This is a genomic window from Gottfriedia acidiceleris, assembly GCF_002128425.1.
Taxonomy (GTDB): domain Bacteria; phylum Bacillota; class Bacilli; order Bacillales; family Bacillaceae_G; genus Gottfriedia; species Gottfriedia acidiceleris.
The window spans coordinates 132543-159195 of record NZ_NESS01000006.1 but is presented as its reverse complement, the minus strand read 5'-3'; the positions used below and the strand labels follow the sequence as shown (position 1 = coordinate 159195).

Sequence of the window (26653 nt, the reverse complement as noted above, 5' to 3'; positions counted from 1 at the left end):
AAAGTAGTCGCTAATAAAGTGACTACTTTTTTATTCAAACGTTTGTTTAAACATGTGTTGACTCAGCATCTATCCGAATACAAAATTAAGAGTAATACATTTCATTCGTTAATTCAAAAATGTATGAATGTATGTCTTCTTCATTAATTGATTCCCTATTTACTAAGCCCTTATTAATAAATTTATTTTTCTCTAAAATTTGAATTGATTTTTGATTCTCTGACTGAACAAATCCTTCAATGACTTTTAATTTAAGTGTATTAAATCCATATGCTAACACTGCCGTTAATGCTTCTTGCATAACCCCTTTTCCTTGAAGTTCAGGTGAAAGTTCATATCCAACTTCCCCTTTTAATTGCTCGATCGAAAAATTCCACAAGCATATTGTACCAATTAATTGATCTCTTTCTTTAAGCGTAATTGCCCAAAGAACCCAATCATTACGCTTAATTCCTCCATTAATCATCATGATATATTGAAGTGCTTCATCAACCTCTTTTGCAATCGGTCTGTTAATATATTGAGACACCTTTGTATTTGATCGTAATGCAAATATTTCATATTGATCTTCATTATTCATTTGTCTTAAAACTAATCGGTCCGTGTCTATTTTTGGAAATGGGTTGAAATTATAGTGTTCTTTAATCATATATCCTCCAACTAAATTAGTAAGATTAGTACAGTTAGTTTTCAGACTCTTATTTCTATTATCTATAATCTCAATATGTAAATAAATAGTTTTTATAGAAAAAGCACTACTAAAATTAATGCTTCAAGCCCCATGGAAAGCGAGAACCCTTTAGTGGAAATCAAGATCACACAACTTATTTATCAGTAATAAAATTCCATCGTAATTAACAAAGTTTCTTTTTCAACAGCATGTAAAAAAGCAAGGTTTTAAGACCCTTGCTTTTTTTGTTTTAATTTTTTTAAACTTTAAAACGCTAATTGATTAGAACATAAGGTACTCCTTCACTCTTTTTTGATTTATTGTCTATAGATTGTTTACGAATATGTATGCCATCTGTATACTACTAATTTAGGCCTTATTTCCATTAAACTTTGTGGTTATTTTTTAGTAAAAATTTCCTTAAATATTTTTTATATTTTATAAAACTTTTTCGAATAGGTATACGTCTTTTATAATGTGTACCTTCTTAGATACGTATCTCAAAAAAGGAGCTCTTTAAATGAAGGGGAAAACAAACTTAGAAAAGGAACTTGTAGATTTTATTATTAATAATAAAGACGATTTTTATCGGTTAGCTTATAGCTACGTTAAAAACTCAGAAGATGCGGTGGATATATTACAAGATTCTATTCATAAAGCCATTTCCTCAAAAGATAAATTAAAAAATGAACAATCTTTAAAAAGTTGGTTTTATAGAATTGTAGTAAATACATCATTAGATTTTTTAAGAAAACAAAAAAAAGTAACTGTAATGGATGAAGAAACAATTGAGTTATTTTCTTCAGGACAGGATGATAATTATGCAGATATTGATTTAGAAAGATCATTAGAATCTTTGCCAACTAAATATCGGGCTGTAATTGTCCTCAGGTATTTCGAAGACTTAAAGATCGAAGAAGTTGCTGAAATTTTACAGGAAAGTCCAAATACAATAAAAACTCGTTTATATAAAGCTTTAGAAATACTCCGGATTAAAATGAAATGAATTTATTTTTGGGAGGCCAATTAGTTGGATAAAAAATTAGAAAAATTAAGATCGGACTATAAAAACGTCCCTATCCCTGATAATTTGGACATTATTGTTAAAAAAGCAATTAATCGTTCCATTCAAAAAAGATTCCCTCTAAAGTCAATTACAGGTTTTTTAACCGCTGCACTATTTGTTTTATCAATAAATACTAGTTCAACTTTTGCAAAGACATTATCGAATGTTCCAATACTTGGAAATGTTGTTAATGTACTAACTTTTACTGAATATACTGTAGATGAACCAACCTATAAGGCAAATTTAAAAGTCCCTGCCGTTAATAATTTAAAAAATAAAGATTTAGAGCAAAGCTTGAACAGAAAATACTTAGAAGAAAATAAGAAGCTATATGCTCAGTTTATAAAAGAAACGGAATCTGTAAAAAAAGATTCTGGTGCACACTTAGGAATCGATAGTGGTTATGAAGTTAAAACAGATAATGAGGACATATTGTCCATTGAAAGATATGTTGTTAATACTGCTGCTTCTTCCTCAACAACTATGAAATTTGACACAATTGATAAGAAAAAGGAAATATTATTGTCTTTACCTATTCTTTTTAAAGATAAATCATATGTGAAAATAATTAGTGAAAACATAAAAGAACAAATGAAAGATCAGATGAAAAATGATGAAAGTAAGGTATACTGGATACCGGAAGCAAATCTTGATTATTCAATTGATCCGTTCGTAAGCATTAAAGACAATCAAAATTTTTATATAAATAAAGATCATAAGCTAGTTATTTCATTTGATAAATACGAAGTTGCCCCTGGTTATATGGGTGTTGTTGAATTCACGATCCCTACTGAAGTTCTTTCAAAAATTTTAGTTGGTCATCATTATATAAGATAACAAATAATTTATAGAGCCTTTCTCAATTTTGAGATTTGGCTCTCTTTTAGGAAAAATAAATACATTAAACAAAAGCCAAATAGATAAATAAGACTACATAAATAAGTAGATTAGGGGAAGGGGAAATTAGTAATGAACTTCGCGGTTCAGACAGTTAAGAAATTAAATTATATAAGCGCTCAGTATTATTTTGAAAGAGAAATCGTTTACGAAGTGTTTAAACGAAGAGGCTATGCTTATGTCTAAAACAAATAAACAGTTTCGTTATATGGCTGGATTAGACGGGCTTAGAGCTTTGGCAGTTTTATCAGTCATTGCATATCACTTAAATTTTTCTTGGGCTACAGGTGGCTTCCTAGGAGTAACCGTATTCTTCGTACTTTCAGGTTATTTGATAACTGACCTATTAATTGCCGAGTGGGCTATGAATCAAAGGATCGACTTAAAAAGTTTTTGGTTCCGCCGCGCAAAAAGACTTTTACCTGGAATGTTCACATTACTACTAATCGTCATTGCATTTGTTTCCTTATTCAAATCATCAATGATCGGAAATTTAAAACAAGATTCAGTAGCTGCAATTTTTTATTACAGTAATTGGTGGTATATTTTCCATCATCTTTCGTATTTTGAGTCATTTGCAAATCCGTCAATATTAAATCATTTTTGGTCGTTAGCAGTTGAAGAACAGTTTTATATTATTTGGCCAATCCTTACTTTATTAGGCTTAAAATATATTAAAAATAAAGATCGTCTATTTTTGTATACATTAGTTGGTGCAATTGTTTCTGCATTACTGATGGCGATATTATTCCATCCAGGTAGTGATCCTAGTAGGGTCTATTACGGTACTGATACGAGAGCTTTTTCTTTATTAATAGGGGCTGCATTAGCTTTAGTATGGCCTAGCCGAAAACTTACAAATAACGTTACAACCTCTGGAAAGATTTTAATTGATACAGTTGGGATTACTGGGTTACTTATTTTTCTTCTTATGGTCGGTAAAACAAATCAATATGATAGTTTCCTTTATCACGGAGGAATGTTCTTATTGTCTATTTCCGCTGCTATGCTAATTGCAGCAATCGCTCACCCTACAAGTAAGATTGGTAGATTCCTAGCAATGAGACCATTAAAATGGATCGGATTACGTTCATATGGAATCTATTTATGGCAGTATCCTGTAATTATTTTATTTTCCCCTAAGGTTAACACTGGCGATATTTCACTTTTTAGAGCAATTTTTCAAATTACTTTAATATTTGTTCTTGCAGCACTATCCTATCATTACATTGAAGATCCAATTAGAAAAGGTAAACTAGGTATACTTTGGAAGAACTTCCTCGCAGGAAATATTAATTTGAAAGAATTCTTTTACAAACATATTGTTATTATTAGCACGTTTATTTTACTATCTGGTATTGCAAGCATTGGACTATCTGTTCTTCCAGACGCGAAAGGTGTAAAAGCAAGCTCAGAAATTGAATCGGTTCAATCCGTATCAAAGCAATCATCTGAGACTGTTGAAAATGATACTAAAAAACCTCCTTCAACAACTATAGTTGATCACGATAAACAGGCAACTAAGCCAATTCAGCAAAATGACGATGAAAAAACAACAAATAAAGATGAAAAAACAACAAATAAAGATGAAAAGCCAGCAAATAAAGATGAAAAGCCAGTTACCGACAATACAAATAAGCAAAATAACAATGGTCAAACAAACGAATATCCTAAACCAGGAGTAAATAACAATCAAACTCCAAATAATAATAATAAACCTGCTGAAACGAATAAACCGGTTGATTCAAAAAATAGCGTTTTTATCGTTGGAGACTCTGTCGTTATTAATTCAATTCCTGAACTTAAAAAAACATACTCATCTCTATCGGTAAATGCTAAAATTGGAAGACAATTTACTGAAGCATCTTCCATTATTCAACAAGCAAAAAACACAAATTCGCTTGGTAATTTTGTTGTCATAGAGCTAGGTACAAACGGTCCGTTCACCGTAAAACAAATGTCTTCTCTCATAGAGTTAATTGGAAAAGATCGAAAAATTTTATTCGTTAACACACGAGTACCTAGACCTTGGGAATCAATTGTAAATAAAACATTAAGAGCAGGTTCAAGTAAATATCCAAATACTAGAGTTGTAGACTGGTACAGTGCTAGCGCAAATCATAATTCATATTTTTCTCCAGATGGCGTTCATTTAAAACCAGATGGTGCAAAAGTATTTGCTTCATTACTAATAAGTTCAATTGAATCTTGGAAGTAAAACCGGTTAAACTAGATACATGACCAAAAACCACAAGGTAATCCTTGTGGTTCTTTGTGTTTTATTTTTCCTTATTCATCATCAAATTTTTTAGTATTAGATATCAAAACAAGCCCAACTATGAGAATAATGATATATGAAAGTAAAGCATAATGTTCCGGAACGAATAGTAAAATAAACTTAAAATGAAATTCACCTCTACTAAACCAAGGTACAATGCCTCTTATTAAACCTTGATCGCTAATAATAAATAAACTAATACCTAATACTCTTAAAAATGTATTAATACTGGTTCACTCCTACTATTTATTAACTTGACTATGGCTTCAACATAATAGAGTGTCAAATAAACTCTTTAAAACGATAAAAAACCACAAGGTAACTTCCTTGTGGCTGTATATCGCGAAATACTTAATCTTGCACTCTAGTTAAAGGCCTTTTTCAATTCTTCTAACGTTAATTTACCTACTTTTTCAACTGGCTTAATAGATGTAGGGAAATATGGATTTGTTGTCATGAAGTTCTTTTCAACATAATTGAAGTCAAGCATGTCAACAACTCCATCTTTATTTAGATCTTCCTTCAACTTATCGCCGGTTTCTTTAGCTTTATTTGCAATAAGCTTAGCATCATAAATGTCGATTACATTATCTCCATTAATATCTCCTGCTGCTGCAGTATCAGTATAAGCGATATAGTCTATACCTTGGACTTTTCCATCTATTGATTTACTTAATTTAATTTTTCTACTATATTGATAGTGTCCTGGAATGTTAACTACGAATGTATAATCATCAGTAGTTGCCGGAATATCTAAGATCGTCATATAGCCATTTTCTGATATATCAGCTTTATATTGTTTACCTTTTTTGTCTACTACATATGCTTTTACACCTAGCTTCGAATAATCTAAATCATAGTTATAAAAGTTAACTGCTTCACCGTGGAAATATCCTTCTACTACTGAGTGTCGGGCTATGAATTTAAAGTGATTAGCATATGTCGGTAACGTAACTTTATTTCCTTCATTTGTTTGGTATGTTGACTCTTGATAATAAAATCCACTCTCCCTCATATAGTTAAGGTCACTGACTACTTTTAGATTAATATCTAATAAGTCAATATTCCCATTAATTTTTACCGGTAAGTTTGTCTTTTTATCCTTAATGTCGACTGAAAATGTAGTAATATTTGACCAGGTGTCCTCTGTTACTATTGGTTTTCCAATGCGAATACTCCAATTATTTTTCTTCATTAACTCATCTAATTGTTTCGATTGCTTTACACTCATGACTTTATAATAGTTAGGAATATTGATTGTCGCATCGGCACTTGTTAAATCCTTTGCATTGTGGACAGTAAATGTACTTGTAAACTCAGAACCAAGAGTTATTTCTTTAGAATTTGTATTAATCGTTGAATATCGATCGCCTTTATTAATAATCGTAAAATCTGGGAAAACTGGATTTCCAGCTGATGCATAATCATAAGTATAAATTGCTATATTTGTAGGGTAATTTGCATACTCTTCTGGTAATACACCAAACTTGAAGTCACCATTTTTAGTTGGGAAAAATTGTGCTGTCGGCCATGAAGAATCCTGATAAGCATATACTGTATTTGCTTCTTGGGTTAAATCATGTCCTCTACTCTTTAAATAATCAATTGTATCGTCATATACATTCCCGTGGACCCAGTAAGCTTTGTAGTCTTTACCATCCATTGGGTTTGTTTCAGTTGTTAAATCTGCATCTGAAATTTCATTGATGCCTGTCTTTTTATCAAATACTACTTTTGGAGGTGTATTATCAATTACCATATCATTGTCTACTTTATAGGTTTTTCCATCTGCATCTGTTCCGATATAAGAAACAATGTATTTACCCTCATCTAATGTTTCATATTCTAGTGATAATGGCTTATTTGGGTCACCTGTAAATAATTTTACATCACCTGAAAAGCCGTACATGACTAAGTAGTCCGTATCAACATTTGCACCTTCTAAATCGAAAGTGCCGTAGAGTCCAATTGGTTTTCCAGCTAGATCGCTAACAACAACATCGATTTTTTTCATTTCACTGTTTAATCTAATCGTAACTGGTGTAAAAGGTAGTATATCAGGGTGGAAGTTACTTAGGTCATTCGTTATTGCATTCTTAAAGAAATCAACCTTTGCAAAGCCGCTTGTCGCATATCGAACATGGAAAGGTATTTGATACTCCTCCGTTTTAGATTCATTTTCTACATAAATATATCCTTCATATATGCCAAACTCAGCAGATTTTGGTATTGTTACTTTGGCGTCTATATTGACACTTTCATTTCCATTAACAGTTACGTTAGAAGGCAATTCGAGTTTTACTCCATTTTTACTAGCATCCTTTGAAACATCATCGATCGTTAAAAATTCTACTCTTGTATGATATGTTTCATTATTATTGCTTAAGTTTTTAATACTAATTGATGTAGTTCGATTTTGTTCCTCGCTTGTTTGTGTAATACTTCCAAAAGGTAATGAACCTGATACATCATCGATTTGCTTTTTAAATCCATTTTCATCCAGTGTGTATGTTTTATTTTGTACTTCTACTAAAGTCGTGTTATGAACTGCTTCATAAGCATCTACTCGTCCAGCGCCAACTTCGTTTACATTATATGTTCTTCCTTTTAATGGATCCGCCGTATTCATTAGTGCCGCTTTTACATCTGCAACAGTATACTCCGGATGGGATTGTAATAATAATGCAGCAACACCCGCAACATGCGGTGTAGCCATTGAAGTTCCATCCATGCTCGCGTAACTAGTTGAGTAATCAGTTTCTTCCCCGGGATTATTAATATATTCTGGAACAGTTGAGAAAATAGAAACCCCTGGTGCCACAACATCTGGTTTAATATCAAAATTATTATTTACAGGTCCTCTAGAACTAAAGTCTGCTAATACGTCACCAGATGTCATATTTGACTGTAAATCTGTCATTTTTAATTTAACATCCGGATTCTTATTAAGTTCATCAAGAATACTTTTCCCTTCCTCTTGACTCATTTTAAAGGTTGGTACATATCCAAAGTTTTCACCTAAGAAGAAAGGAATCTCTCCTTCTATATTGTTATAAATTAATACCGCTGCAGCTCCTTTTTCATGAGCACGTCGGATTTTTTCATCAAAAGATAAAGTACCGCGTGATATTAACGCCACCTTGCCACTTACATCTTTATTTGCATAATCCTCCTCGGCACCGATTCCTACATCTACTACATTCAATTTTTTATTCATAATGCTTAAATAATCTTTCCCTAAGCCGTGAGCCATTAGCTCATTTTTAATAGAAACCTTACCTATACTCGTTTGTACAGTTGGTATATCTGTAGGAACATCGCTTGCTCCAACAGTAATAGCTAACGGTGATGAACCAGGGGAGCCTAGCGAACCTGGCGTAGGACCTGCGTTACCTCCTGCTACAACAGGAATTACTCCTTGCAAAGCTGCATTATTAATCGCTACTGCTGTAGCATCTAAGGAATAATTATTACTGTTTCCTAAAGAAAGATTAATCACATCCATGCCATCTTCTACGGCCTTTTCTATTCCAGCAATAATCCAAGAATCATATCCAGAACCATAATGACCTAAAACACGATATGCATATAAATCAACATTTGGTGCAACACCAGTCATCGCATATTCAACATTATTACGTGGGTTTGATGCAATCGTGCCTGCTACATGCGTTCCATGCTCTGTAACAAATGGACGACCATCAACTTCTGCAGGCTCACCAGAACTGGCAAGATCAGCAGGTGTAGACTCCATTGGATCCGTGTCATTATCTACAAAGTCATAACCACCTTTATAAGCATCTTTTAAATCCGGATGGTTATAATCGATACCTGTATCAAGTACCCCTACTTTAATCCCCTTTCCGTTTATATCCTCGTTATGTAAACGATCTACACCTAAAAGTGGTAAAGCTGGTGGAATACTTTTATTTTTTGTAGATGCATTATCATTAAGCTCATTGATCGGCACACTAACTTTGTTATCCTTCCATACTCGCTTGACAACACCTGTTTCAAGAAGCAAATTAATTTGATCTGTAGGAATTGTCATCGCCACTCCATTAAATACATTTTCAAATGATTGTTTGATTTGAAATTGATTTGTTTTCTCTTTAGCTAGCTGATTTACTTCTGCTTTTTGATGTTTCTTGTTCCATATTTCCATTAAACGCTTTTTAAAGAACTCTTGTTCACCTCTAATTTTTTCTTTCTTACTTTTGGATACTTCCTTTAATTTCCCATTTTGATCATTTTCGATTGGAGAAGTCTTCAGTTCAACAATGATATTTGCGGATTTATCTTTTAAAGATAATAAACTAGGATCGATTACAAAGCCTTCTTGAGGTGTTAAGCGCTTAATCGATTGTCTTTGCTCATCTGTCAGTCCCTTTAAGGTGGATTCTACAGAGTTCGAAGTTGCATAAGATTTTTTTTGAGGTATTAAATAAGATGTAAAAAAGCTTGTAGTTAATACACTTGTTACCATTACGTTTAGCATTTTCTTCTTTCTAATCTTCATTTGCATGCTCCCTTCTACTTGCTTTAGTTAAATAAGTAAAAAAATGATTAAGTGGATAAATCTATATCATTCATCCGATAAAAAAAATGTTAAAATAAGAATTAGAATAATTAGATAAGTCTAACAATTTAATTGTAATTTAGCTATTTTTCATGGTAAATGGGGGTTATTTCAAACAAAATTTTCATTTATATTCTATTTTTCGCCATTAAAAATCATAATTAATTATTCTTTTTACAGTTAAAGTCTCATATTTTACTAAATTTGTTGATTTATAGATTATGTTTGGAAGAAAATCATTTAAATTCAATAGAAATTTTTATTATTCACTTGGGGGAATTGCTGGTTTTCTACTGCTCAAACTTTTAATAAAAAGATTTTCTAAAGGGAGAAATTTGTTATGTATGAGGGGAAAATCATAAAATATTATCGTGAAAAATCTCAGATGACACAAGAACAGTTAGGGAAAGGAATTTGTTCTAGTACTCATATTAGTAAAATAGAAAGATCTCAAACTGAGTATGCACATGAAATAATAACCCTACTATCTGATCGACTTGGAATAAAAATCGAAAAAGAGATTTCAAAATTAAAAAATATAAAAATGCGTATAAATAGTTGGCAGCAGGCTATTGTAATGCAGCTATTCGACGAAATAGAAGAAATCAACCTTGAACTTGAGCAGGAAGAGTTGATTCAAATTTCAAATTATATTAATCAATATAATTTACTTCGTATCAGATATTTATTAATTCGTAATTTAATGAATGAAGCAAAAGAGCTCATTGATGAAATAAAAAAAATGAAGCATAAATTGTCACCTTATGAAATAAATCTTTTTAGACATGTGTTAGGTATTTATCACTTAACGAACCATGAACCTTTACTTGCTATGAAAGTTTTGAAGAAAATTAATAATGCAGAGTATACAAATGAAGAATATTATTATCATTTAGCATCAGCTTACCATTCTAATGAAATGCCCGTAATGGCTTATTTTTATGCTGACAAAGCACGTCAGTATTTTAAAAATATTAATTCCTATCTTCGAGTAATCGATTCAGAAATGCTTATGCTAATACAAGTTAAAGATAATGAAGAATTTACTGAGACGATTAAAAGATTTGAAAACTTAATTCAAAGCTGTGAAATTTGTAGATCATCAGACCGAAAAGCAAGGGTGTATCATAATTTGGCCTTCGAATATTACCGAAGAAAAAATTATGATTTAGCAAAAAAATACTATTTTGAGTCTATGAAATTGAAAGATTCTAAGTCTGTACCGTATTTACTTTCTCTAGAAGGATTTATACGAAGCTCATACTATGGTGAACTATTACCTAAGGGTGAGTTATTACAGTTTGTAAGTGAAGGGCTTGATATAGCTATCAAGAAAAACGACAAACTTTTTATCAACCTATTCACCTTATTAGACCTTTTAATCTTGAAAAAAGAACAAGAATATCATCAATACTTGGCCGAATATTCATTACCATTTTTCAAAAAAGTAGGTTTCGTTTATTTAATCAATCAGTCGGAAAAAGAATTGTTTAACTATTACATTAAACAAAAACAAACCCGTAAAGCATTAAGTATGGCGAATACACTAATCAATCAGTAGATAGTAAAAGGCATGTCTCAAACTAAATGAGACATGCCTTTTTATTATTATTTTTTAGCTGGCATCGCTTCTTCAAGTGCAAGATGATGCGTATATAAATAAGTAGCGTATTCTTTTCCAACGTATCGAATATGCCATGGCTCATAGTGATAGTTTGTTATGTCTACTTTATCTTCTGGATAACGAATAATAAAGCCGTATTCATGTGCATGTTCTGCTAACCATTTTCCTTCAGGCGTTTTAGCAAAATCAACTTCTAAAGCATTACCAAAAGACGGTGAAGAAACATCTATCGCTAATCCAGTCTGATGCTCACTCGTTCCTGGAAGTGCACTATATGCTTTAGTCCATTCCTCGCCATGTGTAGAAATGTAATTATTGTATAAAGAAACTTGGCGATCGTACGAACGATATCCAGATATTGCAGTTAACGTATAACCATCTGAAGATGCACCAGCAAATAACTTCTCTAATGCATGTCCAGCTTCGCTTCTCATTCTAGTTTTTTCTTTTACTGCTCCATTTAATTTTATTGATGGATAGATAAGATCGTTTGGTTCATAACCATCTGGTAACTTTCGATCTTTATTAACTAATACTAAATTTGAATCAACGTTTAACACTTCTAATAATCCAGATTCATCTTCTTTCGTTGTTTTATAATAATCTGGAAAATTAAGTACGTTATCATTTTTTACAATATCTGTTTTAACTTTAGCATTCTTCTTTATAACAATCGTATTAGGTTCTTTGTTTTTTTCATAAAGTGTACCTGCAACACCAGCTACTAATACTAAAGAAATTGCAATTCCTATAATTGGTTTCTTTCTACGATTTTTTTCACTTCTGGACAATGGTTTTCTCCTCCTATTATTTCTATCCTTTTTATCATTTCTTCAATTGATTGTTTCGAAAAAATTTAATAGTTGATCAAAGTTGTATTGCTCTAGTATCGTCACGAATTCTTTTAATCAAACTACTAAAAATCAACATTAAACAATAAGCAAAACCTAACCATAAAAATTTTTATATTTTGTTTTACTTAAAATAGACGATTTAATTATACAAAAAGTTTTATAATCTGACATTTTTTTTAATTATATGTTATGTTAAAAAATAGTATTTATAACAATTTTAAAATTGTGTTAATATAATTTTATTGGTAGACATATAACCTATTTGTTTAAAGATTTTTTTAGGAAGAATTTTCTCAAAAAAGGCAAATCCATCCAAGAATCTATATACAGGAGAATAAAATATGAAATGGTTAATTTGCTTTGGTCCCTTATTAGAACTAGCTATAACTGCTGGTGTTGCTAAATTTTGGGCTGAAGATTTTAAAGAAATTGCACCGATTATTATACTTCAGTTTTTACTTTATACTTTTTTAATTACGCCAATTCTTCTTTGGGGATTTTTACGCTAAATTTTTTCAAAAATAAAAAACCTTCTTTTGGAAGGTTTTTTTATTTTATATTTAGATAATAACTAAAATTAAGTATACTATATAATTTTAATTCGAAAGAACTATTCGATCTAATTTCCGAGACTTTTGTATGTCTATATATGTCGATTGAGCATTTAGCCCGCGCTACCATTGGGTTTTGTAGATTCATTACTTCAAAATTTACTCTCTAAGTTTATTCTTTATATATGTTATAAACTGTAACAAAAAAACAAGAATACCAGAAAGTATCCTTGTTTTAGTTTTGAACTTTTTAATTAACAATCTTAAAACCAAAATGTATTAACTATGCAAATTTCCTTTTAACCAAGGTCGATTTCGATAATGACCTATTGGAATTTGAATTAAACTTGTTTTTCCTAGTTCTTCTAATTGGTATAACTCATCGCATAATTTTACATTATATCCAAGTAGTGGATGCCCCCCCATTCCTAATGCTGATGCGATTATTAGTAAACGCTGAATCATTATGCCAGCTTCCATCTGTTGAATCCGGTAGCCTCTATAACTATGTGTTGATTTTATATGTTCCTTATTATCCACTACATGTATACAGATTGGCACTTGGAATAAATTGACGGTAGGAGCATTCATTCCACTTTGGAGTTGCATACGATGATCGCCTAATTTTATTTGTACTAGCGTATGCGTTTGATCATCATAATAATAAGCACCATTGTTAATCCCTTCAACGTTATACAAACATAAATATAACTTTAGCCGGTTTTTATTTGTTTTAAAGGAGTCATCTAAATCATTTATATATGAGAAGGATGCTGTCGCCTCTTTAAGTAATGTTGCTAAGTTTATTTGACTAACAGGACGTAAAACATAGTCCAGTTCAGGTGAAAACCGTTCTTTACATACGCTAGCTAAATCATAGGATAGACGATCCACTTTAGGTAAAATTATTCGATGTCGTACATCTAAAGAGTCCACACTTTCATCAACTTTTCTAAATGTTTGAGTCGATTCGATCATCGATACTTTATTCAGTTTAATTAGCATCGGGAACTCTCTAATCTTTTTCGATTTTACTAAATATTTATGTGAAATTGCCTGTAACTCTCTGCTTAGATCCGTTGAATTGTAATTTTTACTTTTTATATTATCTTTTGAAATCAAGGTAGATTCTTCAATAGAGAGCGGAATTACTCCGTACACACTTTCCTCACGTTCGTTTACACCGATTAAGTGGTTGATAGCTTGATCTAGAAACTGGTAATATACTCCAGCTTTAAACCCAAAGCATTGAGCCATCTCTAAAATCTGTCCAATTAGTACTCCGCAATCTAACCCTTGGAGCCGATAAGAAAAATTATTGTACTTAAAGAAATTTTTCCAAAACATTGTTGAAATAAAAATAGTACTAAAACACTTTGGTAGATCACACCTATTTCCTAAAGCTCTTGATACATAAGAATCAAAATTTCCTTCTCTTAATAAAACTAAGCAATGCCTAGCTACATCATAATGATAAATCCCCGAAGAAACTTGATTGGACTTAAGATATATATACAATTCATTCGGATACAATCCTCCACCAGAGGGGATGAATCTTCGGTTTGAAGACATCATATTAACTATTTCGTTGGAACCGGAAGTAAATGCTGTTTGAGCTAATTGGTTTAATCCATATACATACCATAGAAAATAGCCAATTTCATCTAAATTCGGCTCGAATGCGTTCCTTTTTTCTTTTAAGGATAATGGAACGTTAAGAGAAAGTGGAATAGTAGGTAAATCTTTATAAAGTTTATAAGTTAGAGGAGCATCTTCCCAATCAACTTCCCAATCCGATTGATTTGCCTTTTCAATATCAAAATGAAGATTGTGTAGAAATGTTTGTAAACTCATCCAATTACCTCCTAATACACCACCTATGGGAACGGGTGCGGATATGGATTGAGCTGCTCCGGCTTTAGCGGCTTCTTCGTATAGCCCATTTTAACAGGAACTTTCAACACTCGATCAAGTCCATTCAATCGCTTTAGATGATGGCCGAATGTCATAGGCAACATCCCTGGAATTAAGACTTTTACACAAGATAATCCATTTCTTTTGATTTCAGGTGTAGTTTGATCAACTACAATCACATCAAGATTTAATTGTTTAAATACTTGAAGAATATCCTTAAGATCATTCGTCAAATCCAGATGGTTCGTATTCCATTTAAATTCTTCCTCAAAAGTTTTTAATGGACGGTTATCATCTAATAAAAACTTCAAACGCTCCTCTGCTTGACGTAAACCATATAACATTCCATGGTCATCCATTTGCTTAACAAGGTTATTATCTAAAAGCATTTTCATATTTTGAACGTAATTTTCTTCAAACTTTTTATCCAATGTTAACATCATTCCAGCTAACTCATGCACTGCGCTTTTAACTGCCCGAACCGGATCTAGATGAGCACCTGCTGCACAAATGAGATTTAATCCATGTTCTTTTCGATTTTTTGCAATGGCAACAATACTTGGAATTCCATTCTCCATCGTCGAATTAAATAAATGAAGATCATATCCTCCGACCAAGCGCATGCGTTCAATCATTAAATCGAGCTCTTGATCTTTAGCCGATTTTGGATCAAGTCGAGGAAGAGGCAACTGAGCATACCAAGTCATTAAGAATGAATCCCGTTCAACAATTTCCAAAATACCGTAGAATATAGCTTCTTCTAAGCTGCCTCCTAAAGCACATCCATTAGAAGTTTCATACACATAACCGTGACCGCACCCTAGACTATAGTATGAAAGCAACTCTGGTACAAGAATCGGCTTTTCCTTCATAAATGAATAGCCCCATACCCAATCGATCTTCCGTTTAGGATTAAACGCCTTAAATGGGAAATGCGGCAGAGCATATTGCTCTTTTGAATGCGTACCAACAATTTCGGGATTAATTGCATAATCTTTTACGTTGTTATAACTATCATGTACTACCGTTTTTTTTCCTCGTGGAGTAAGACCGCAATACCTTTCTAGGCCCTCCAAAATGGCAGTTAATTCACTAGATTCATATGATAATGTACGTCCTGCTGTACCTTCATCCCCTTGAAGTAACGGTAAGTTTACAACCACATCTGCAAATGGAGTGGTTAGATCATATGCCTTACCATTTAAAAAACCTGTCTTTTGACCTAAATAGTCATTAACTAACACTTTTTTTAATTCATCCATTGAACGACTACGATAACTAGTTGGAGAAACTTTCATACTAGGCTCAAGTGAAATAATCGCCGAATCAGAAGTATCATCTTCTAATTCACCACATATTGGGCAGAGCGGGTTTGGTAAAAAAAAGTGATTAGAGCTTTTGAATGTTTTCATATTTAATAAAAAAATTCGTTCCTCTAGACGAGTTTCTTTACCGTTCATAAATTTCTCTACTTCAGCAGCAATTAAGTAAGCCATTTGTAAAAGTCCCGTTCTTGTTCCCCATACATCGTCCGATATTCCATCACCATCTAATAACTGATGATCTATTTCTAGCATTTCTCTGCGCTCTCTACCAGCCATTAGACGTCTAAAATCGGCACACTTTATACATCCTTTTTGCCCTGGATGTACTAAAGGTCCGATTACACCTTCTCCAAATGAAACACAAGCACGTAGCCATGGAACAGTTCCTGTTCTAAAAATTTCATCTGCTTTTTCATATACTTTAGGGTTCCATGCGTCATCCAAAAAAAGTATTAAACTAGTATCCTCAGAAACCTTCGACTCTAAATCTTTCTGGTGAACTATTTTATATTTATTTAAAAGAATTTCTGATGTGTATTTACTTAATAATCCCTCTCCAAAAATGGTAACCGTTGAATTCAAATCGAGCTCACCTCTCTTAACAAGACACCATAAACTCCCGCAAGTTCATCTATATTAATCGATTCAAGCACAAACTCCAATGTTAATATTTGCATATTATTCTGTTTTAAAATATCCATCGCTGAGATTAATAAATCAGTATGTTTTGCACGATTAGATTCAGGAATAAAAATTTCGGGTATTTGCTGTTCTTCCACTAAAACTGACGAACTCTGGATAGCTGTTGATGCAAGTAGTGGGGTTTTATTTTGTGACTCCTTAAGTACTTGTTTAAGTGCTTCTTGTAAGGCAATCGTTAAATTTAAACCAACGCTTCTATACCAACCTTTTTTTGTACCAACCCAGACTACTGGAAATCCACAAATCTCTTTTCCTAATGCTATTTTTGGAGATTCATGTATTGTATTTAATGTTTGTAAATAAAATTGAGCACAATCATCTTCAATTTTTATCGCGTTTATTTCCTGAATATGATTTTTATGAACACTCGTTTGTTTATTAAGCTCTTCAGACAAATATTTTTTTAGGGCTCTACAAATACTTTCTGAAAAAGTTTGACCAGTAGCTATTGCGATGTATTCCCCAGGTTCTACAGACTCTACAACATCTGTCTCTGAGTTCTTAATAAGTTGACCGGCAATTTGGGATACATACATTTCAACTCCAGTAAGCCCCGCCTCTATTCGTGCTTCTTCATGAGTTAACTCAGTACAAATCGTACTTGTTAATAGTTTTACAGGGCCTTCTGTAAGAGGATCTACTACTTGAATCCGACATTGAGCTAACGGAAGTTGATTTAATTCGCCCTCATCCCAAACGTGAAATAATCCCGTTTCTTGTGAATTGAACTGACCTAAATAAGTTAATAACTTACTTTGATCTCCTCTAGGTTTGTTTTGCTCTAGCTTTTCTTTAAAATTACGAACTATTTTAGCTTTTGCTTTCCCAGTCACTAGTGGATGAGGAGAGAATGTGTGCCAACTGCCCTCTAGCGTCTCTTGATTAATAATATAAACCTGATTAGTTTTTTCTGTCTCGCGTGACTTTGTAATATCCTTAAATAGCTCGAACACCATTATATTTGCCAACATTGCCGATGTAATTGAAGACAATGGTTGGTTGCCTTCCTCTTTACAGAGTATGTTTTGATGAACGCTTCTCCATGCTGATTCAAAGCAAGCTTCAGAATCTGAAGTCACTAGTGGTCCTGCCATACAGATCTTTTGTGAAGAAATAGCTGGAATGAATCTCTTTTTCTCTCTTTTACAAATCTCGTTAAGCATTTTAAGCTCATAAACACGATCATCTTCTGATACGTATAAAATCGAATCAAAAGTTGATACAATCTCTTGTAAGGAAAGCTTCTCTCTCTTCATTAATACAACTTCGACTTCACTATCCGTCTTCTGTGCATTGTCTACAATTTCTTTTATACGTTTTTTATCGTTATTTTCTGTACTTGTTATTAAAAGATGGAATTTCGCTAACCCCGACTCTAATAATGCTGAAACTAGCGAAGTGACAATTGTTCCAGAACCAATTGCCAACACTCTGGATTGGCGATAGGTTTGAAAACGATAGGACCCAGACTCCCCAAAACAATTTAAAAACTCAATTTGACTTGCATACTTGTTTAAAATATCTTCAGATAATTGATGTGGATGATCCTTACTTACATCCCGCGCAAAGCCATTTTTATATAAAATTTCACCAATTTCAAATACTCTATCTCGGTATTGGTCAGGCAATCCATTTGTTAAATTGTCTAATGAGTGATCACCGTTAAACATAGGAAGTAACTTTTCGATCCACTGGTAAACAGAAGCACCTTCCATTCTAAATGAACTTAAGTTATTCCTAAAATAGACACCTCCATTTGAATCAGGTACAAAAAAAGTATCTCGGTTAACCTTTAGCCGTGCAGATGGATTCAATTTTGACATCCTTTTCAACCCCTTCGATTCCGTGAGTTGTATATTGAATTTCACAAATACTTTCTTCATAATCCTATGTATATTTTGTATTCCTTATGTCATAACATAACTAGATAACCCCTACAAAGATCAGTAGGGGTTGATTGTCTATATAGACTCATAGTTTTTATGCAACATTACAATTAACGGTGACAGCGACCGCAGCCTCCGCAACGGAAACAACCTCCGCAGCCTCCACAACCGAAGCAACCTCCACAACCAAAACAACTAAAAATAGGGAAAAAGCATGCAAAGCAAACTCGAGCATCTTGGTTTTGATACTGATTATAATCCCATGGAACTACTTGACTAGCTTGAAACTGATCAACGTTTAATTGTTGAAGCTCTCTTTGAAAATCATACATTTTTATAACCTCCTACATAAAATTTGAAAGCGAATAAAAATATAACGTACTTATAAAAAATAAATACGAGTCCCTAATTTGAATCTACTAAAACGCAGACTCTCAACAACAAAATATGTTGAGTACTTGGGCATTGTTACCGATTTAATTGCCCAATTTATTACTCCTTAGTAAACTTACGAACTGATTAAAAATGCAAAAAACCTCACTTCAAAAGTGAGGTTTTCGTAAGTCATTCAATTTTTCTATACTCTTTAATCTTCATTAAGCGTAATGTTTTTAAGTGGAGAATCTGATTGACCATTATTTTTACTTGTTCGTATTTTTATTTTATGTACTTTAAATAGTAAGAAGTACATTAGTAATAAAAAATCGAAAATGAAAAATAAGTCACCTATCATAAAAAAAGAGAATATTGAGTTGGAGATTTCTTCTTTTTGATTTAGAGTGTAAGAAACAAAAACAGCATACCTTTCATAAACAGTACAAATTAATAATATTGTTCCAACCACTAATGAAGTAAAACTATAACCAATATATCGTTCTCTTTTATTGAATTTTAAAAAGATTGGAAGTAAATATAGCAAAACAACAATAAAAATACTAAATAATACTCCTAACAAAGTAATTCGACTATGTAAAAAAGACTGAACTAGCAAAAGTTTTCCTAGGATAAAAAGCAGTATTATTATAACCATCATTTCCCTCCTCATTTCTCAATTTAGAGCACCAATCATGATCACATCCGAAAAAAATCACAAATTAACCGAGTTCCTTTTCAAAACAAATTATAGCCTTGCTTATTAAAGTTTCATATGATAATTTTTACCTTTTTGATAGGTAAAAACAGTTAATATATAAAATTTCATTAATCGACGCATGCTCTTCATCATTTAAAGGGACATTGTCGATTAGTATATATTTTTTACCGTTTTTAACGGTAAAAATAGTCATATCCTTAACAATCATCAAAGTTTAAAATAATTTTGAAAACATTATCTCAACAACATTTTATGTGAGTGTTATCACAAAAAATGTTGATTTATTTTAGTTAGTAAAAAAATTATTTTAGATCAAAGTAGGAGATGAGATGGATAAGGCGAGTTTACGAAGATTACACTTAATCGATGTTTTAAGCAGTCAAGAAAAATGGTTCAAAACGGAGGAGCTTGCTAAAAATTTAAATTGTACTGAGAAAACAATTAGAACTGATATACAAATAATTAATGCAATATTCCCAGATGGATGGCATATTGAAACGATAAAAGGAAAAGGTATTTATATAAAAAATCCAATTAATTCCTCGCTTGATCAAATTCGTTCACTCTTTGTAAAGAATTCTCTATCGCTTCAAGTAATCATGTTTATTCTAATCAAAGAGATTGAATATATTAATGATTTAGGCAAAGTATTATATACACATCATAATACTGTTTATAAAATTCTCGAAAGAGTAGACACTTTATTGAAATCATATAATTTAAGTTTAAAGCGTGCACCTCTTGAAATTGTAGGTAATGAGCTTCAAAAAAGAATCTTATGCTGTGACGTTCTATATGGTCTATATTCCTATACGAATAAATGGCCTTATGATTCACTATCGTTTTCTATCATAAAAAAAGTAGTTACAAGGTCAGCTGAAAAAAATAATTTACTTTTATTTCCACCTACTTTATATAGATATATATATTATGTTGGTACGATGCTTCAAAGAATGGATCGTGATATAAAATTGGACTTAAATCCTTCTAACAATATTAAAGATTCGAAGTTCTTTTCGATTGCAACTGATATTTGTGTGCAACTACAAAACATTTATAAAGTATCAATTCCATTAAATGAAATTAACGCTCTTTCTCTAATGATTTCCGCATACCCTTATTTCTCTTGTGGTGATGAACGCCAAGATAAAATAATAAACAGCTATCATAAAAAAAATGAAAAACATTACTTAGAATTATATGAGCTCGTTACGATGCTCGAAAAAAAGCTAAGTATAAAACTACATGATCAAAATGACTTTATTCTCACTCTTCAAAAACAATTTAAAGCACTTTCCCTAGTTCTTTTTTTAAACGGTAAAATTGATCGCTCTTGTCTAATTTCTGATTATGTTAAAAAGCGTTATCCGGAGTTATTTTATAAAGTAAAAACTGTATTTCGTAATTGGTGTAAATCCCTTTCATACCCCGAAGTAAATAATGAAGTAATTGCTAAAATAACTTTAAATATTCAAGCAGTAATCATTAAATTATCATTAGTAAAAAAGAGGGTTCTACTATTAAGTAGTGAAGGTTATGGTGTACGTCAGTATATAACAGCTAAACTAATAAAAGAATTTGGAGATAAAATCCAATTTGTTGAACTCAAAAAAGGTGAACTGAGTCCTGAAACGATTAGTGAATTATGTTTGGACTTGATCATTGCTGATTTTCAAATTGATATAGAAATTGTTCCAATTGTGGTAATTAGTTCTACTCTGTCACAGCGCGATATTAATCATATCGAACATTTATTAAAATAAATTTTATTTTGAATAAGCATTCAAAGGTGATTTTATGATAAAAGAAAGGCCAACATTAGTCACAAATGAGTTAGTTGACCTATTAAGTCAACTTGATCATGATACTTTCTTACATGGGATGCGTGTGGGAGAAATGTCGTATAAATTCAGTAGATATTTAGATCTCTCTTTACATCACTCCAATCAATTACATTTTATTGGTTATGTACATGATATTGGTAAACTTAAAATACCAAATTCAATCGTCGCAAAAAAAGGTCCTCTTACTGATTTCGAGTGGAATCTAATGAAGAACCACACAATTTATGGATATGATTTATTAAAAGATTTTTTATATGATAATGAAATTTTAAATGCTGTACGTTATCATCATGAAAATATTGATGGGACTGGTTATGAAGGTTTATGTTGTAACGAAATTGATTTTTATTCGAAAGTAGTTAGAGTCATTGATAGTTTTGACGCACTAACTAATGACCGTTCATATAGAAAGAAATGTTCAATTGAAATATCGTTAAAAAAAATTCAAAAGCTAAGTGGTACTGTTTATGACCAGGATTTAGTAACGGAGTTCACTAAGTTTATTTGTAAATTGTATTAAGTAGGATTCAATAATGCTAATAATTTACACCTATTAATTGCTAGACCAGAATCTATTAACATGTTATAGTTTCATTAAAATTATAAATTTCACTCGTATAATAGTGAGGATATGGCTCACAAGTTTCTACCGGTTAACCGTAAATTTACCGACTATGAGTGGTAACACATCTGACATTTTGCTCTAGTGAATGAAAGACTCAAAATGTGTTACTTCACTCATTTTATACAGTGAAGTACATGTTTTGAGTTTTTTTGTTTAGATTAAGGGGGATCATTATGGAATTATTACTTAAAAAAATTGAACAAGAAGGAATCGTTTTAGCAAATGATGTATTAAAGGTGGATGCTTTCTTAAATCATCAAATGGATCCTGTTTTAATGAAAGAAATTGGTGAAGAATTTGCGCGATTATTTTCTGAAGAAAAAATAACAAAAGTAGTTACTATAGAATCTTCTGGTATCGGACCTGGGCTAATGACAGCACTTGCTTTAAATGTCCCTCTAGTTTTTGCTCGTAAGAAAAAATCAATCACAATGCAGCAAGATGTTTACACTTCAAAAGTATATTCATTTACAAAAAAAGAAGAAAATGAAATTTCTATTTCTCATAAATGGTTAGACAAAGGTGATAAAGTATTAGTAATAGACGATTTCTTAGCAAACGGACAAGCAGCTCTTGGTTTACTTTCAATTATAGAACAAGCGAAGGCAGAAACAGTAGGTTTTGGAATCGTAATTGAAAAATCATTCCAAGATGGCGGAAAGATTTTGCGTAATCGTGGTTATCGAGTAGAATCTCTTGCTCGTATTCAATCTTTAAAAGATGGACAAATTAAATACTTAAACGAAGAATTAACTGTTTAAGAATAAAGAAAAGACATTGTTTGAACGATAGTGTAGTTCAGACAATGTCTTTTTTTATTGAGCAACTGAACTCATTTATTTGGTCTTTAAGTCTTTTTTAGAATTAAATATACAAAGTAAGGTCCACCGATTAGAGCTACTATAATCCCTGCTGGTATTCCTTCTGGATCGACTAAGTTTCTTCCGATTGTATCGGCAACTAATAGTAATAATCCACCAATTAAAATAGCGATGGGTATAAATAATTGATTTCTTGGTCCAACTAAGCTTTTAGCAATATGTGGTGCCATTAATCCGATAAACGCAATTCCTCCTGTTACTGAAACTGCAGATGCAGCTAATGCAACTGCTACTAACATTAAAATAATTCTTTCCTTTTCTAACGAAACCCCTACACCAATTGCAACAGGCTCATTTAAATTAAGAAGGTTTAATGTATTTGCTTTATATAAAGTAAACGGAATTAATACAATTAGCCAAGGTAAGAATGCCCAAATAAACGGCCAATCTGTTCCCCATATATTACCTGCTAACCATTTTGCAATAAAATCTACTTTTGCACGTTCTGCAGATGAAATTAATACAATCATGATTCCTGAAAGAGCCATCGAGAAACCAATACCTACTAAAACTAGTCTTATAGGTTGTAATCCTGAATTTTTCTTATAAGAAAATAGGTAAATAATAATTGCCGTTACAATGGCACCACAAAATCCAACGATTGGGATTAAATAAACAAACGAACCTGCTTCAATTGGAAAGTATAAAAAGAATACTGTAATAGCTACTCCTGCACCAGCATTAAAACCTAGTATTCCAGGCTCTGCCATATCATTTCGTGTTACTCCTTGCAAAATTGCACCAGATAATGCAAGTGCCATTCCCGCCATTAAAGTTATAATCATTCTAGGTAATCGAATTGAAAAGATCACAAACTCTTCTTTAAATGTACCATCACCTAAAAATGTTGGAAGCAATCTACTATATGGTATTGCTGAAAACCCCATACCCATTCCTATAAACATTGTTAAGAGAATAAGTATAAAGAGTATCAACAGAATTAACCTTTGTTTTCTAATAATAGCAGGCTGTATCATGAAAATTCTTTGCCTCCTTTATGTACAATAAATAAAAAGAAAGGAAGGCCAATCATTGCAACAATCGCTGCAACTGGTGTTTCATAAGGTATATTAATTGTTCGCCCGAGTGTATCTGCCAAAAGTAAGAATGTTGCTCCAAAAATAGCAGACATCGGTATAATAAATCGATAATCAGTTCCGACGAACCCACGTACCATGTGAGGTACCATTAAACCTAGAAATGCCATATTTCCTACTAGAGCAACTGCTGCTCCAGCTAGTAAAACGATTACTACAAATAAGATTACTTTGATTCTTGGGATATTTTGACCTAAACCTACAGCAACCTCTTCGTTTAAGCTAAGTATTGTTAATTGACGTGCCAAGAAAATTGCTACTAGGATTCCTATTACAATAAAAGGCGTAATTGTTTTTACTTGACCCCATGAAGTACCAACTAGTCCACCCGAAGTCCACATTGAAATATTTTGAGATATTTTAAAATAAATCCCTACACCTTCAGATATAGCAGTTAAAAAGCCTGTAACTGCCGCCCCTGCTAATACAATCCGAAATGGAGAAAAGCCTCCCTTTTTCGCTGTAGCAATACCAAAAACGATTAGCGAACCAACGGCTGCACCAATAAAACAAGCTATCATAATCCCAAAATAATTTACTTTTGGTAGAAATGCCATTGTTATTGCTAAGGCTGCATTTGCTCCTGCCGTTAAGCCTAGCAAACCTGGATCTGCAAGTGGGTTTCTTGTCATCCCTTGCATAATAGCGCCTGCCACCGCAAGAGCTGCCCCTACAAATATTGCTGCTACCTCTCGGGGTAAACGTAATTCTCTAATAATAGAAATTTGTTGACTATTCATGTTTGTAAAAATCGAATTCCATACATCACGAACAGTTGTATCCGCTGCACCAAATACAATCGCAATTACAAACATCACTATAAAAATAATTATCCCCAATATAAGTTTAAAAAAGAATGGAACAGAACCTTTGTTTTTTTGTGTCATTAGCCTCTCATCTTCTCTGTATAGAATGAAAGAGTAGGAATCATAGAAAATTCCTACTCTTATTTGTGTTAGTCACCTAAAAATTTCTTTTTAAAGAATTCTAATTGCATATCTAAAGTATCTGGATCATTAAAGTAGAATTCACTTCCATTTACTTCGAAAACGTGCTTATTCTTTACTGCAGGTGTATTTTTATAAGTATCTGTTTTTTCGACAGAAGTATCAGTTTGATCAAATTTACTGAAGATTACATAGTCACCCATAAACTCAGGAAGTACTTCTAAGGATATTGCATAATAACCTGGTTTTAATGCATTTTCTTCAACTTTTTTAGGCATTTTTAATTTCATTTCTTGGAAAAGAATTTCTGTTCCACGACCCCAGTTGTTACCGTATACATAAAGCTGCTTGTCGAATTTTTCAATTACAGAAACTGTTGCATCTGGACCAATTTTAGCTTTAATTTCTTCACCGGCCTTTTGTGCACGTGCTTTAAAATCATCCACCCATGCCCTAGCTTCTTTTTCTTTGTTTAATAATTTACCAATTTCAATATGTTGAGTTAAGTAATCTACTTTGCCGTAAGTATAAACTACAGTAGGTGCGATTTTCTTTAATTTATCAAGGTTTTTAACATTATCTAAACCTATAATTAAATCTGGATTTAACTCAATAATTTTTTCGATATTATCATCTGAAACTTCTTCAGCATTTTTTAATTTTTCAGCCCAGCGAGGATTCGACTTAGACCAAGAATCTACTCCCACAATGTTAACACCTAAAGACATTACATTTCCTGCAAACGAAGATAACACTACTACACGTTTAGGGTTTGCTGGGACTTTCACTGGACCATTTTGAGATTGATATGTAATAGTTCCAGACTTTTTTGATTCATTCTTAGAGCCTTCTGTACTTGGTGCTCCTTTACTACATGCACTAATAATTAGCACGAATATTAAAAGAAATGGTATTAAGATTTTCTTCATTCTTCTCTTCTCCCTTAAGTAAATTGTATGTAACGCACATTGGTTTATTTGTTCTTGGATCTCTTCCAATTACTGTATCAATTGAAAAAACTTTTTTTAGAATTTCATGCGTAATGACTTCTTCGCAAGAACCTGCTTTTACGATTTCTCCATCTTTAAGTGCGATAATATAATCAGCAAATCGAGCTGCCTGATTTAGGTCATGTAAAACCATTACAATCGTACGTTCTTGCTCTTGATTCAGCTTTTGTAACAACTCCAAAATTTCGAGCTGGTGAGCTAAATCTAAATATGTAGTAGGCTCATCAAGGAAAATGATTTCAGTTTCTTGTGCTAACGCCATTGCGATCCAAACTCGTTGGCGTTGGCCTCCTGAAAGTGAATCAACTGACTTGTATTTATATTCCTTTGTTCCTGTAACCTCAAGTGCCCAGTCAATTACTTCAATATCTTTTTTTGTTAATCTGCCAAAACCACTTTGATATGGGAATCGACCATAAGATACTAGTTCACCTACTGTTAAACCACTTGCACTCTCTGGTGTTTGAGGAAGAATCGCCATTTTTTTAGCTAGTAATTTAGTATTCTCTGAAGCAATGTTTTCCCCATCTAAAATAATCGTTCCGGATTGATGAGAGATGATTCTTGTAATCGCCTTCAAAAGAGTCGATTTACCGCATCCATTTGAACCGATAATTGTTGTAATTTGTTTATCCGGAATTTTTATATTAAGGTCTTTTACAATCAAACGATCACCATAACCAATGGTCAATTCATTAGTATATAACCGTACCATAAACGGACCTCCATTCATTTAGTATTTCAAATATTAGTGATAATGATAATTATTATCAATAAATGTTACTAGGTAAATATAAGTCTATTTACTAA

Annotated in this window: 20 protein-coding genes and 1 riboswitch; of the genes, 8 read left to right on the top strand and 12 right to left on the bottom strand. The window is 32.3% G+C overall.

The genetic code is table 11. The annotated features are described in order from the left end of the window. Window positions 1-85 precede the first annotated feature (85 nt). Entirely contained in the window at window positions 86-649 is a 564-nt protein-coding gene (locus B6K90_RS13205; RefSeq protein ID WP_088013240.1) for a GNAT family N-acetyltransferase, read from the bottom strand. A 541-nt stretch (window positions 650-1190) separates the two neighbouring features. On the opposite strand from B6K90_RS13205, the gene B6K90_RS13200 reads away from it, so the two are divergent. The 3 genes from B6K90_RS13200 to B6K90_RS13190 all read left to right on the top strand — a co-directional run bounded on the left by B6K90_RS13200 (window position 1191) and on the right by B6K90_RS13190 (window position 4851). Continuing rightward, a complete protein-coding gene (locus B6K90_RS13200; RefSeq protein WP_088013239.1) occupies window positions 1191-1676 on the top strand; it encodes an RNA polymerase sigma factor in 486 nt (161 codons plus the stop codon). A 24-nt stretch (window positions 1677-1700) separates the two neighbouring features. Continuing rightward, window positions 1701-2573 (top strand): DUF3298 and DUF4163 domain-containing protein, encoded by an 873-nt coding sequence (locus B6K90_RS13195; RefSeq protein ID WP_088013238.1) that lies wholly within the window; start codon window positions 1701-1703, stop codon window positions 2571-2573. 238 nt (window positions 2574-2811) lie between these two features. Further along, window positions 2812-4851 carry an acyltransferase family protein gene (locus B6K90_RS13190; protein WP_088013237.1) on the top strand — a complete coding sequence of 680 codons (2040 nt, stop codon included), beginning with the start codon at window positions 2812-2814 and terminating at the stop codon, window positions 4849-4851. A 424-nt stretch (window positions 4852-5275) separates the two neighbouring features. Here the strand turns inward: B6K90_RS13190 and B6K90_RS24365 are convergent, their stop codons facing one another. Continuing rightward, a complete protein-coding gene (locus tag B6K90_RS24365; protein ID WP_167555359.1) occupies window positions 5276-9430 on the bottom strand; it encodes a S8 family serine peptidase in 4155 nt (1384 codons plus the stop codon). A 400-nt stretch (window positions 9431-9830) separates the two neighbouring features. On the opposite strand from B6K90_RS24365, the gene B6K90_RS13180 reads away from it, so the two are divergent. Continuing rightward, window positions 9831-11051 (top strand): helix-turn-helix domain-containing protein, encoded by a 1221-nt coding sequence (locus B6K90_RS13180; protein ID WP_088013235.1) that lies wholly within the window; start codon window positions 9831-9833, stop codon window positions 11049-11051. Window positions 11052-11098: 47 nt separating this feature from the next. Here B6K90_RS13180 and B6K90_RS13175 read toward each other — a convergent pair whose 3' ends face one another. Then, window positions 11099-11905, bottom strand: a complete 807-nt coding sequence (locus B6K90_RS13175; RefSeq protein WP_139840727.1) for a M15 family metallopeptidase — start codon at window positions 11903-11905, stop codon at window positions 11099-11101. Window positions 11906-12309: 404 nt separating this feature from the next. Here B6K90_RS13175 and B6K90_RS23720 point away from each other — a divergent pair, with 404 nt between their 5' ends. Continuing rightward, the gene (locus B6K90_RS23720) at window positions 12310-12477 is read left to right on the top strand and encodes a hypothetical protein (RefSeq protein WP_167555358.1); all 168 of its coding nucleotides are present in this window, start codon (window positions 12310-12312) and stop codon (window positions 12475-12477) included. A gap of 321 nt (window positions 12478-12798) precedes the next feature. On the opposite strand, the gene B6K90_RS13170 is transcribed toward B6K90_RS23720, so the two are convergent. The 5 genes from B6K90_RS13170 to B6K90_RS13150 all read right to left on the bottom strand — a co-directional run bounded on the left by B6K90_RS13170 (window position 12799) and on the right by B6K90_RS13150 (window position 19376). Beyond that, window positions 12799-14373, bottom strand: coding sequence for a SagB/ThcOx family dehydrogenase (locus B6K90_RS13170; protein WP_088013234.1), 1575 nt, complete (start codon window positions 14371-14373; stop codon window positions 12799-12801). 23 nt (window positions 14374-14396) lie between these two features. Continuing rightward, entirely contained in the window at window positions 14397-16340 is a 1944-nt protein-coding gene (locus B6K90_RS13165; protein ID WP_088013233.1) for a TOMM precursor leader peptide-binding protein, read from the bottom strand. Next, window positions 16337-18283, bottom strand: a complete 1947-nt coding sequence (locus B6K90_RS13160) for a putative thiazole-containing bacteriocin maturation protein (protein WP_088013232.1) — start codon at window positions 18281-18283, stop codon at window positions 16337-16339. The genes B6K90_RS13165 and B6K90_RS13160 overlap by 4 nt, the downstream gene beginning before the upstream one ends. A gap of 173 nt (window positions 18284-18456) precedes the next feature. Continuing rightward, window positions 18457-18678, bottom strand: a complete 222-nt coding sequence (locus B6K90_RS13155; protein ID WP_088013231.1) for a heterocycloanthracin/sonorensin family bacteriocin — start codon at window positions 18676-18678, stop codon at window positions 18457-18459. 254 nt (window positions 18679-18932) lie between these two features. After that, window positions 18933-19376, bottom strand: a complete 444-nt coding sequence (locus B6K90_RS13150) for a hypothetical protein (RefSeq protein ID WP_088013230.1) — start codon at window positions 19374-19376, stop codon at window positions 18933-18935. A 392-nt stretch (window positions 19377-19768) separates the two neighbouring features. On the opposite strand from B6K90_RS13150, the gene B6K90_RS13145 reads away from it, so the two are divergent. The 3 genes from B6K90_RS13145 (at window position 19769) to B6K90_RS13135 (ending at window position 22669) form a co-directional block, all read left to right on the top strand. Beyond that, window positions 19769-21202, top strand: coding sequence for a BglG family transcription antiterminator (locus tag B6K90_RS13145; protein ID WP_088013229.1), 1434 nt, complete (start codon window positions 19769-19771; stop codon window positions 21200-21202). A 34-nt stretch (window positions 21203-21236) separates the two neighbouring features. Continuing rightward, window positions 21237-21803 carry an HD-GYP domain-containing protein gene (locus B6K90_RS13140; protein ID WP_088013228.1) on the top strand — a complete coding sequence of 189 codons (567 nt, stop codon included), beginning with the start codon at window positions 21237-21239 and terminating at the stop codon, window positions 21801-21803. A gap of 73 nt (window positions 21804-21876) precedes the next feature. Continuing rightward, a riboswitch (purine riboswitch) is annotated at window positions 21877-21978 on the top strand. A gap of 103 nt (window positions 21979-22081) precedes the next feature. Continuing rightward, complete coding sequence (locus B6K90_RS13135; protein ID WP_088013227.1) at window positions 22082-22669, top strand: xanthine phosphoribosyltransferase; 588 nt, start codon at window positions 22082-22084, stop codon at window positions 22667-22669. 86 nt (window positions 22670-22755) lie between these two features. Here B6K90_RS13135 and B6K90_RS13130 read toward each other — a convergent pair whose 3' ends face one another. From B6K90_RS13130 to B6K90_RS13115, 4 genes are all read right to left on the bottom strand, one after another. Beyond that, complete coding sequence (locus tag B6K90_RS13130; protein ID WP_088013226.1) at window positions 22756-23766, bottom strand: FecCD family ABC transporter permease; 1011 nt, start codon at window positions 23764-23766, stop codon at window positions 22756-22758. Further along, window positions 23763-24773: a FecCD family ABC transporter permease gene (locus B6K90_RS13125; RefSeq protein ID WP_088013225.1), complete on the bottom strand. Its 1011-nt coding sequence runs from the start codon at window positions 24771-24773 to the stop codon at window positions 23763-23765. Before B6K90_RS13125 ends, B6K90_RS13130 begins: the two co-directional genes overlap by 4 nt. Window positions 24774-24841: 68 nt before the next feature. Beyond that, window positions 24842-25762, bottom strand: a complete 921-nt coding sequence (locus B6K90_RS13120; RefSeq protein WP_088013224.1) for an iron-hydroxamate ABC transporter substrate-binding protein — start codon at window positions 25760-25762, stop codon at window positions 24842-24844. After that, window positions 25713-26558: an ABC transporter ATP-binding protein gene (locus B6K90_RS13115; RefSeq protein ID WP_088013223.1), complete on the bottom strand. Its 846-nt coding sequence runs from the start codon at window positions 26556-26558 to the stop codon at window positions 25713-25715. The genes B6K90_RS13120 and B6K90_RS13115 overlap by 50 nt, the downstream gene beginning before the upstream one ends. Window positions 26559-26653 lie beyond the last annotated feature (95 nt).

What these genes read in the sequence shown, in the direction of transcription:
- B6K90_RS13205 (WP_088013240.1), bottom strand. Translation starts at nt 649, where the DNA reads ATGATTAAAGAACACTATAATTTCAACCCATTTCCAAAAATAGACACG.
- B6K90_RS13200 (WP_088013239.1), top strand. Translation starts at nt 1,191, where the DNA reads ATGAAGGGGAAAACAAACTTAGAAAAGGAACTTGTAGATTTTATTATT.
- B6K90_RS13190 (WP_088013237.1), top strand. Translation starts at nt 2,812, where the DNA reads ATGTCTAAAACAAATAAACAGTTTCGTTATATGGCTGGATTAGACGGG.
- B6K90_RS24365 (WP_167555359.1), bottom strand. Translation starts at nt 9,430, where the DNA reads ATGAAGATTAGAAAGAAGAAAATGCTAAACGTAATGGTAACAAGTGTA.
- B6K90_RS13180 (WP_088013235.1), top strand. Translation starts at nt 9,831, where the DNA reads ATGTATGAGGGGAAAATCATAAAATATTATCGTGAAAAATCTCAGATG.
- B6K90_RS23720 (WP_167555358.1), top strand. Translation starts at nt 12,310, where the DNA reads ATGAAATGGTTAATTTGCTTTGGTCCCTTATTAGAACTAGCTATAACT.
- B6K90_RS13170 (WP_088013234.1), bottom strand. Translation starts at nt 14,373, where the DNA reads ATGAGTTTACAAACATTTCTACACAATCTTCATTTTGATATTGAAAAG.
- B6K90_RS13160 (WP_088013232.1), bottom strand. Translation starts at nt 18,283, where the DNA reads ATGTCAAAATTGAATCCATCTGCACGGCTAAAGGTTAACCGAGATACT.
- B6K90_RS13155 (WP_088013231.1), bottom strand. Translation starts at nt 18,678, where the DNA reads ATGTATGATTTTCAAAGAGAGCTTCAACAATTAAACGTTGATCAGTTT.
- B6K90_RS13150 (WP_088013230.1), bottom strand. Translation starts at nt 19,376, where the DNA reads ATGGTTATAATAATACTGCTTTTTATCCTAGGAAAACTTTTGCTAGTT.
- B6K90_RS13145 (WP_088013229.1), top strand. Translation starts at nt 19,769, where the DNA reads ATGGATAAGGCGAGTTTACGAAGATTACACTTAATCGATGTTTTAAGC.
- B6K90_RS13140 (WP_088013228.1), top strand. Translation starts at nt 21,237, where the DNA reads ATGATAAAAGAAAGGCCAACATTAGTCACAAATGAGTTAGTTGACCTA.
- B6K90_RS13135 (WP_088013227.1), top strand. Translation starts at nt 22,082, where the DNA reads ATGGAATTATTACTTAAAAAAATTGAACAAGAAGGAATCGTTTTAGCA.
- B6K90_RS13130 (WP_088013226.1), bottom strand. Translation starts at nt 23,766, where the DNA reads ATGATACAGCCTGCTATTATTAGAAAACAAAGGTTAATTCTGTTGATA.
- B6K90_RS13125 (WP_088013225.1), bottom strand. Translation starts at nt 24,773, where the DNA reads ATGACACAAAAAAACAAAGGTTCTGTTCCATTCTTTTTTAAACTTATA.
- B6K90_RS13120 (WP_088013224.1), bottom strand. Translation starts at nt 25,762, where the DNA reads ATGAAGAAAATCTTAATACCATTTCTTTTAATATTCGTGCTAATTATT.
- B6K90_RS13115 (WP_088013223.1), bottom strand. Translation starts at nt 26,558, where the DNA reads ATGGTACGGTTATATACTAATGAATTGACCATTGGTTATGGTGATCGT.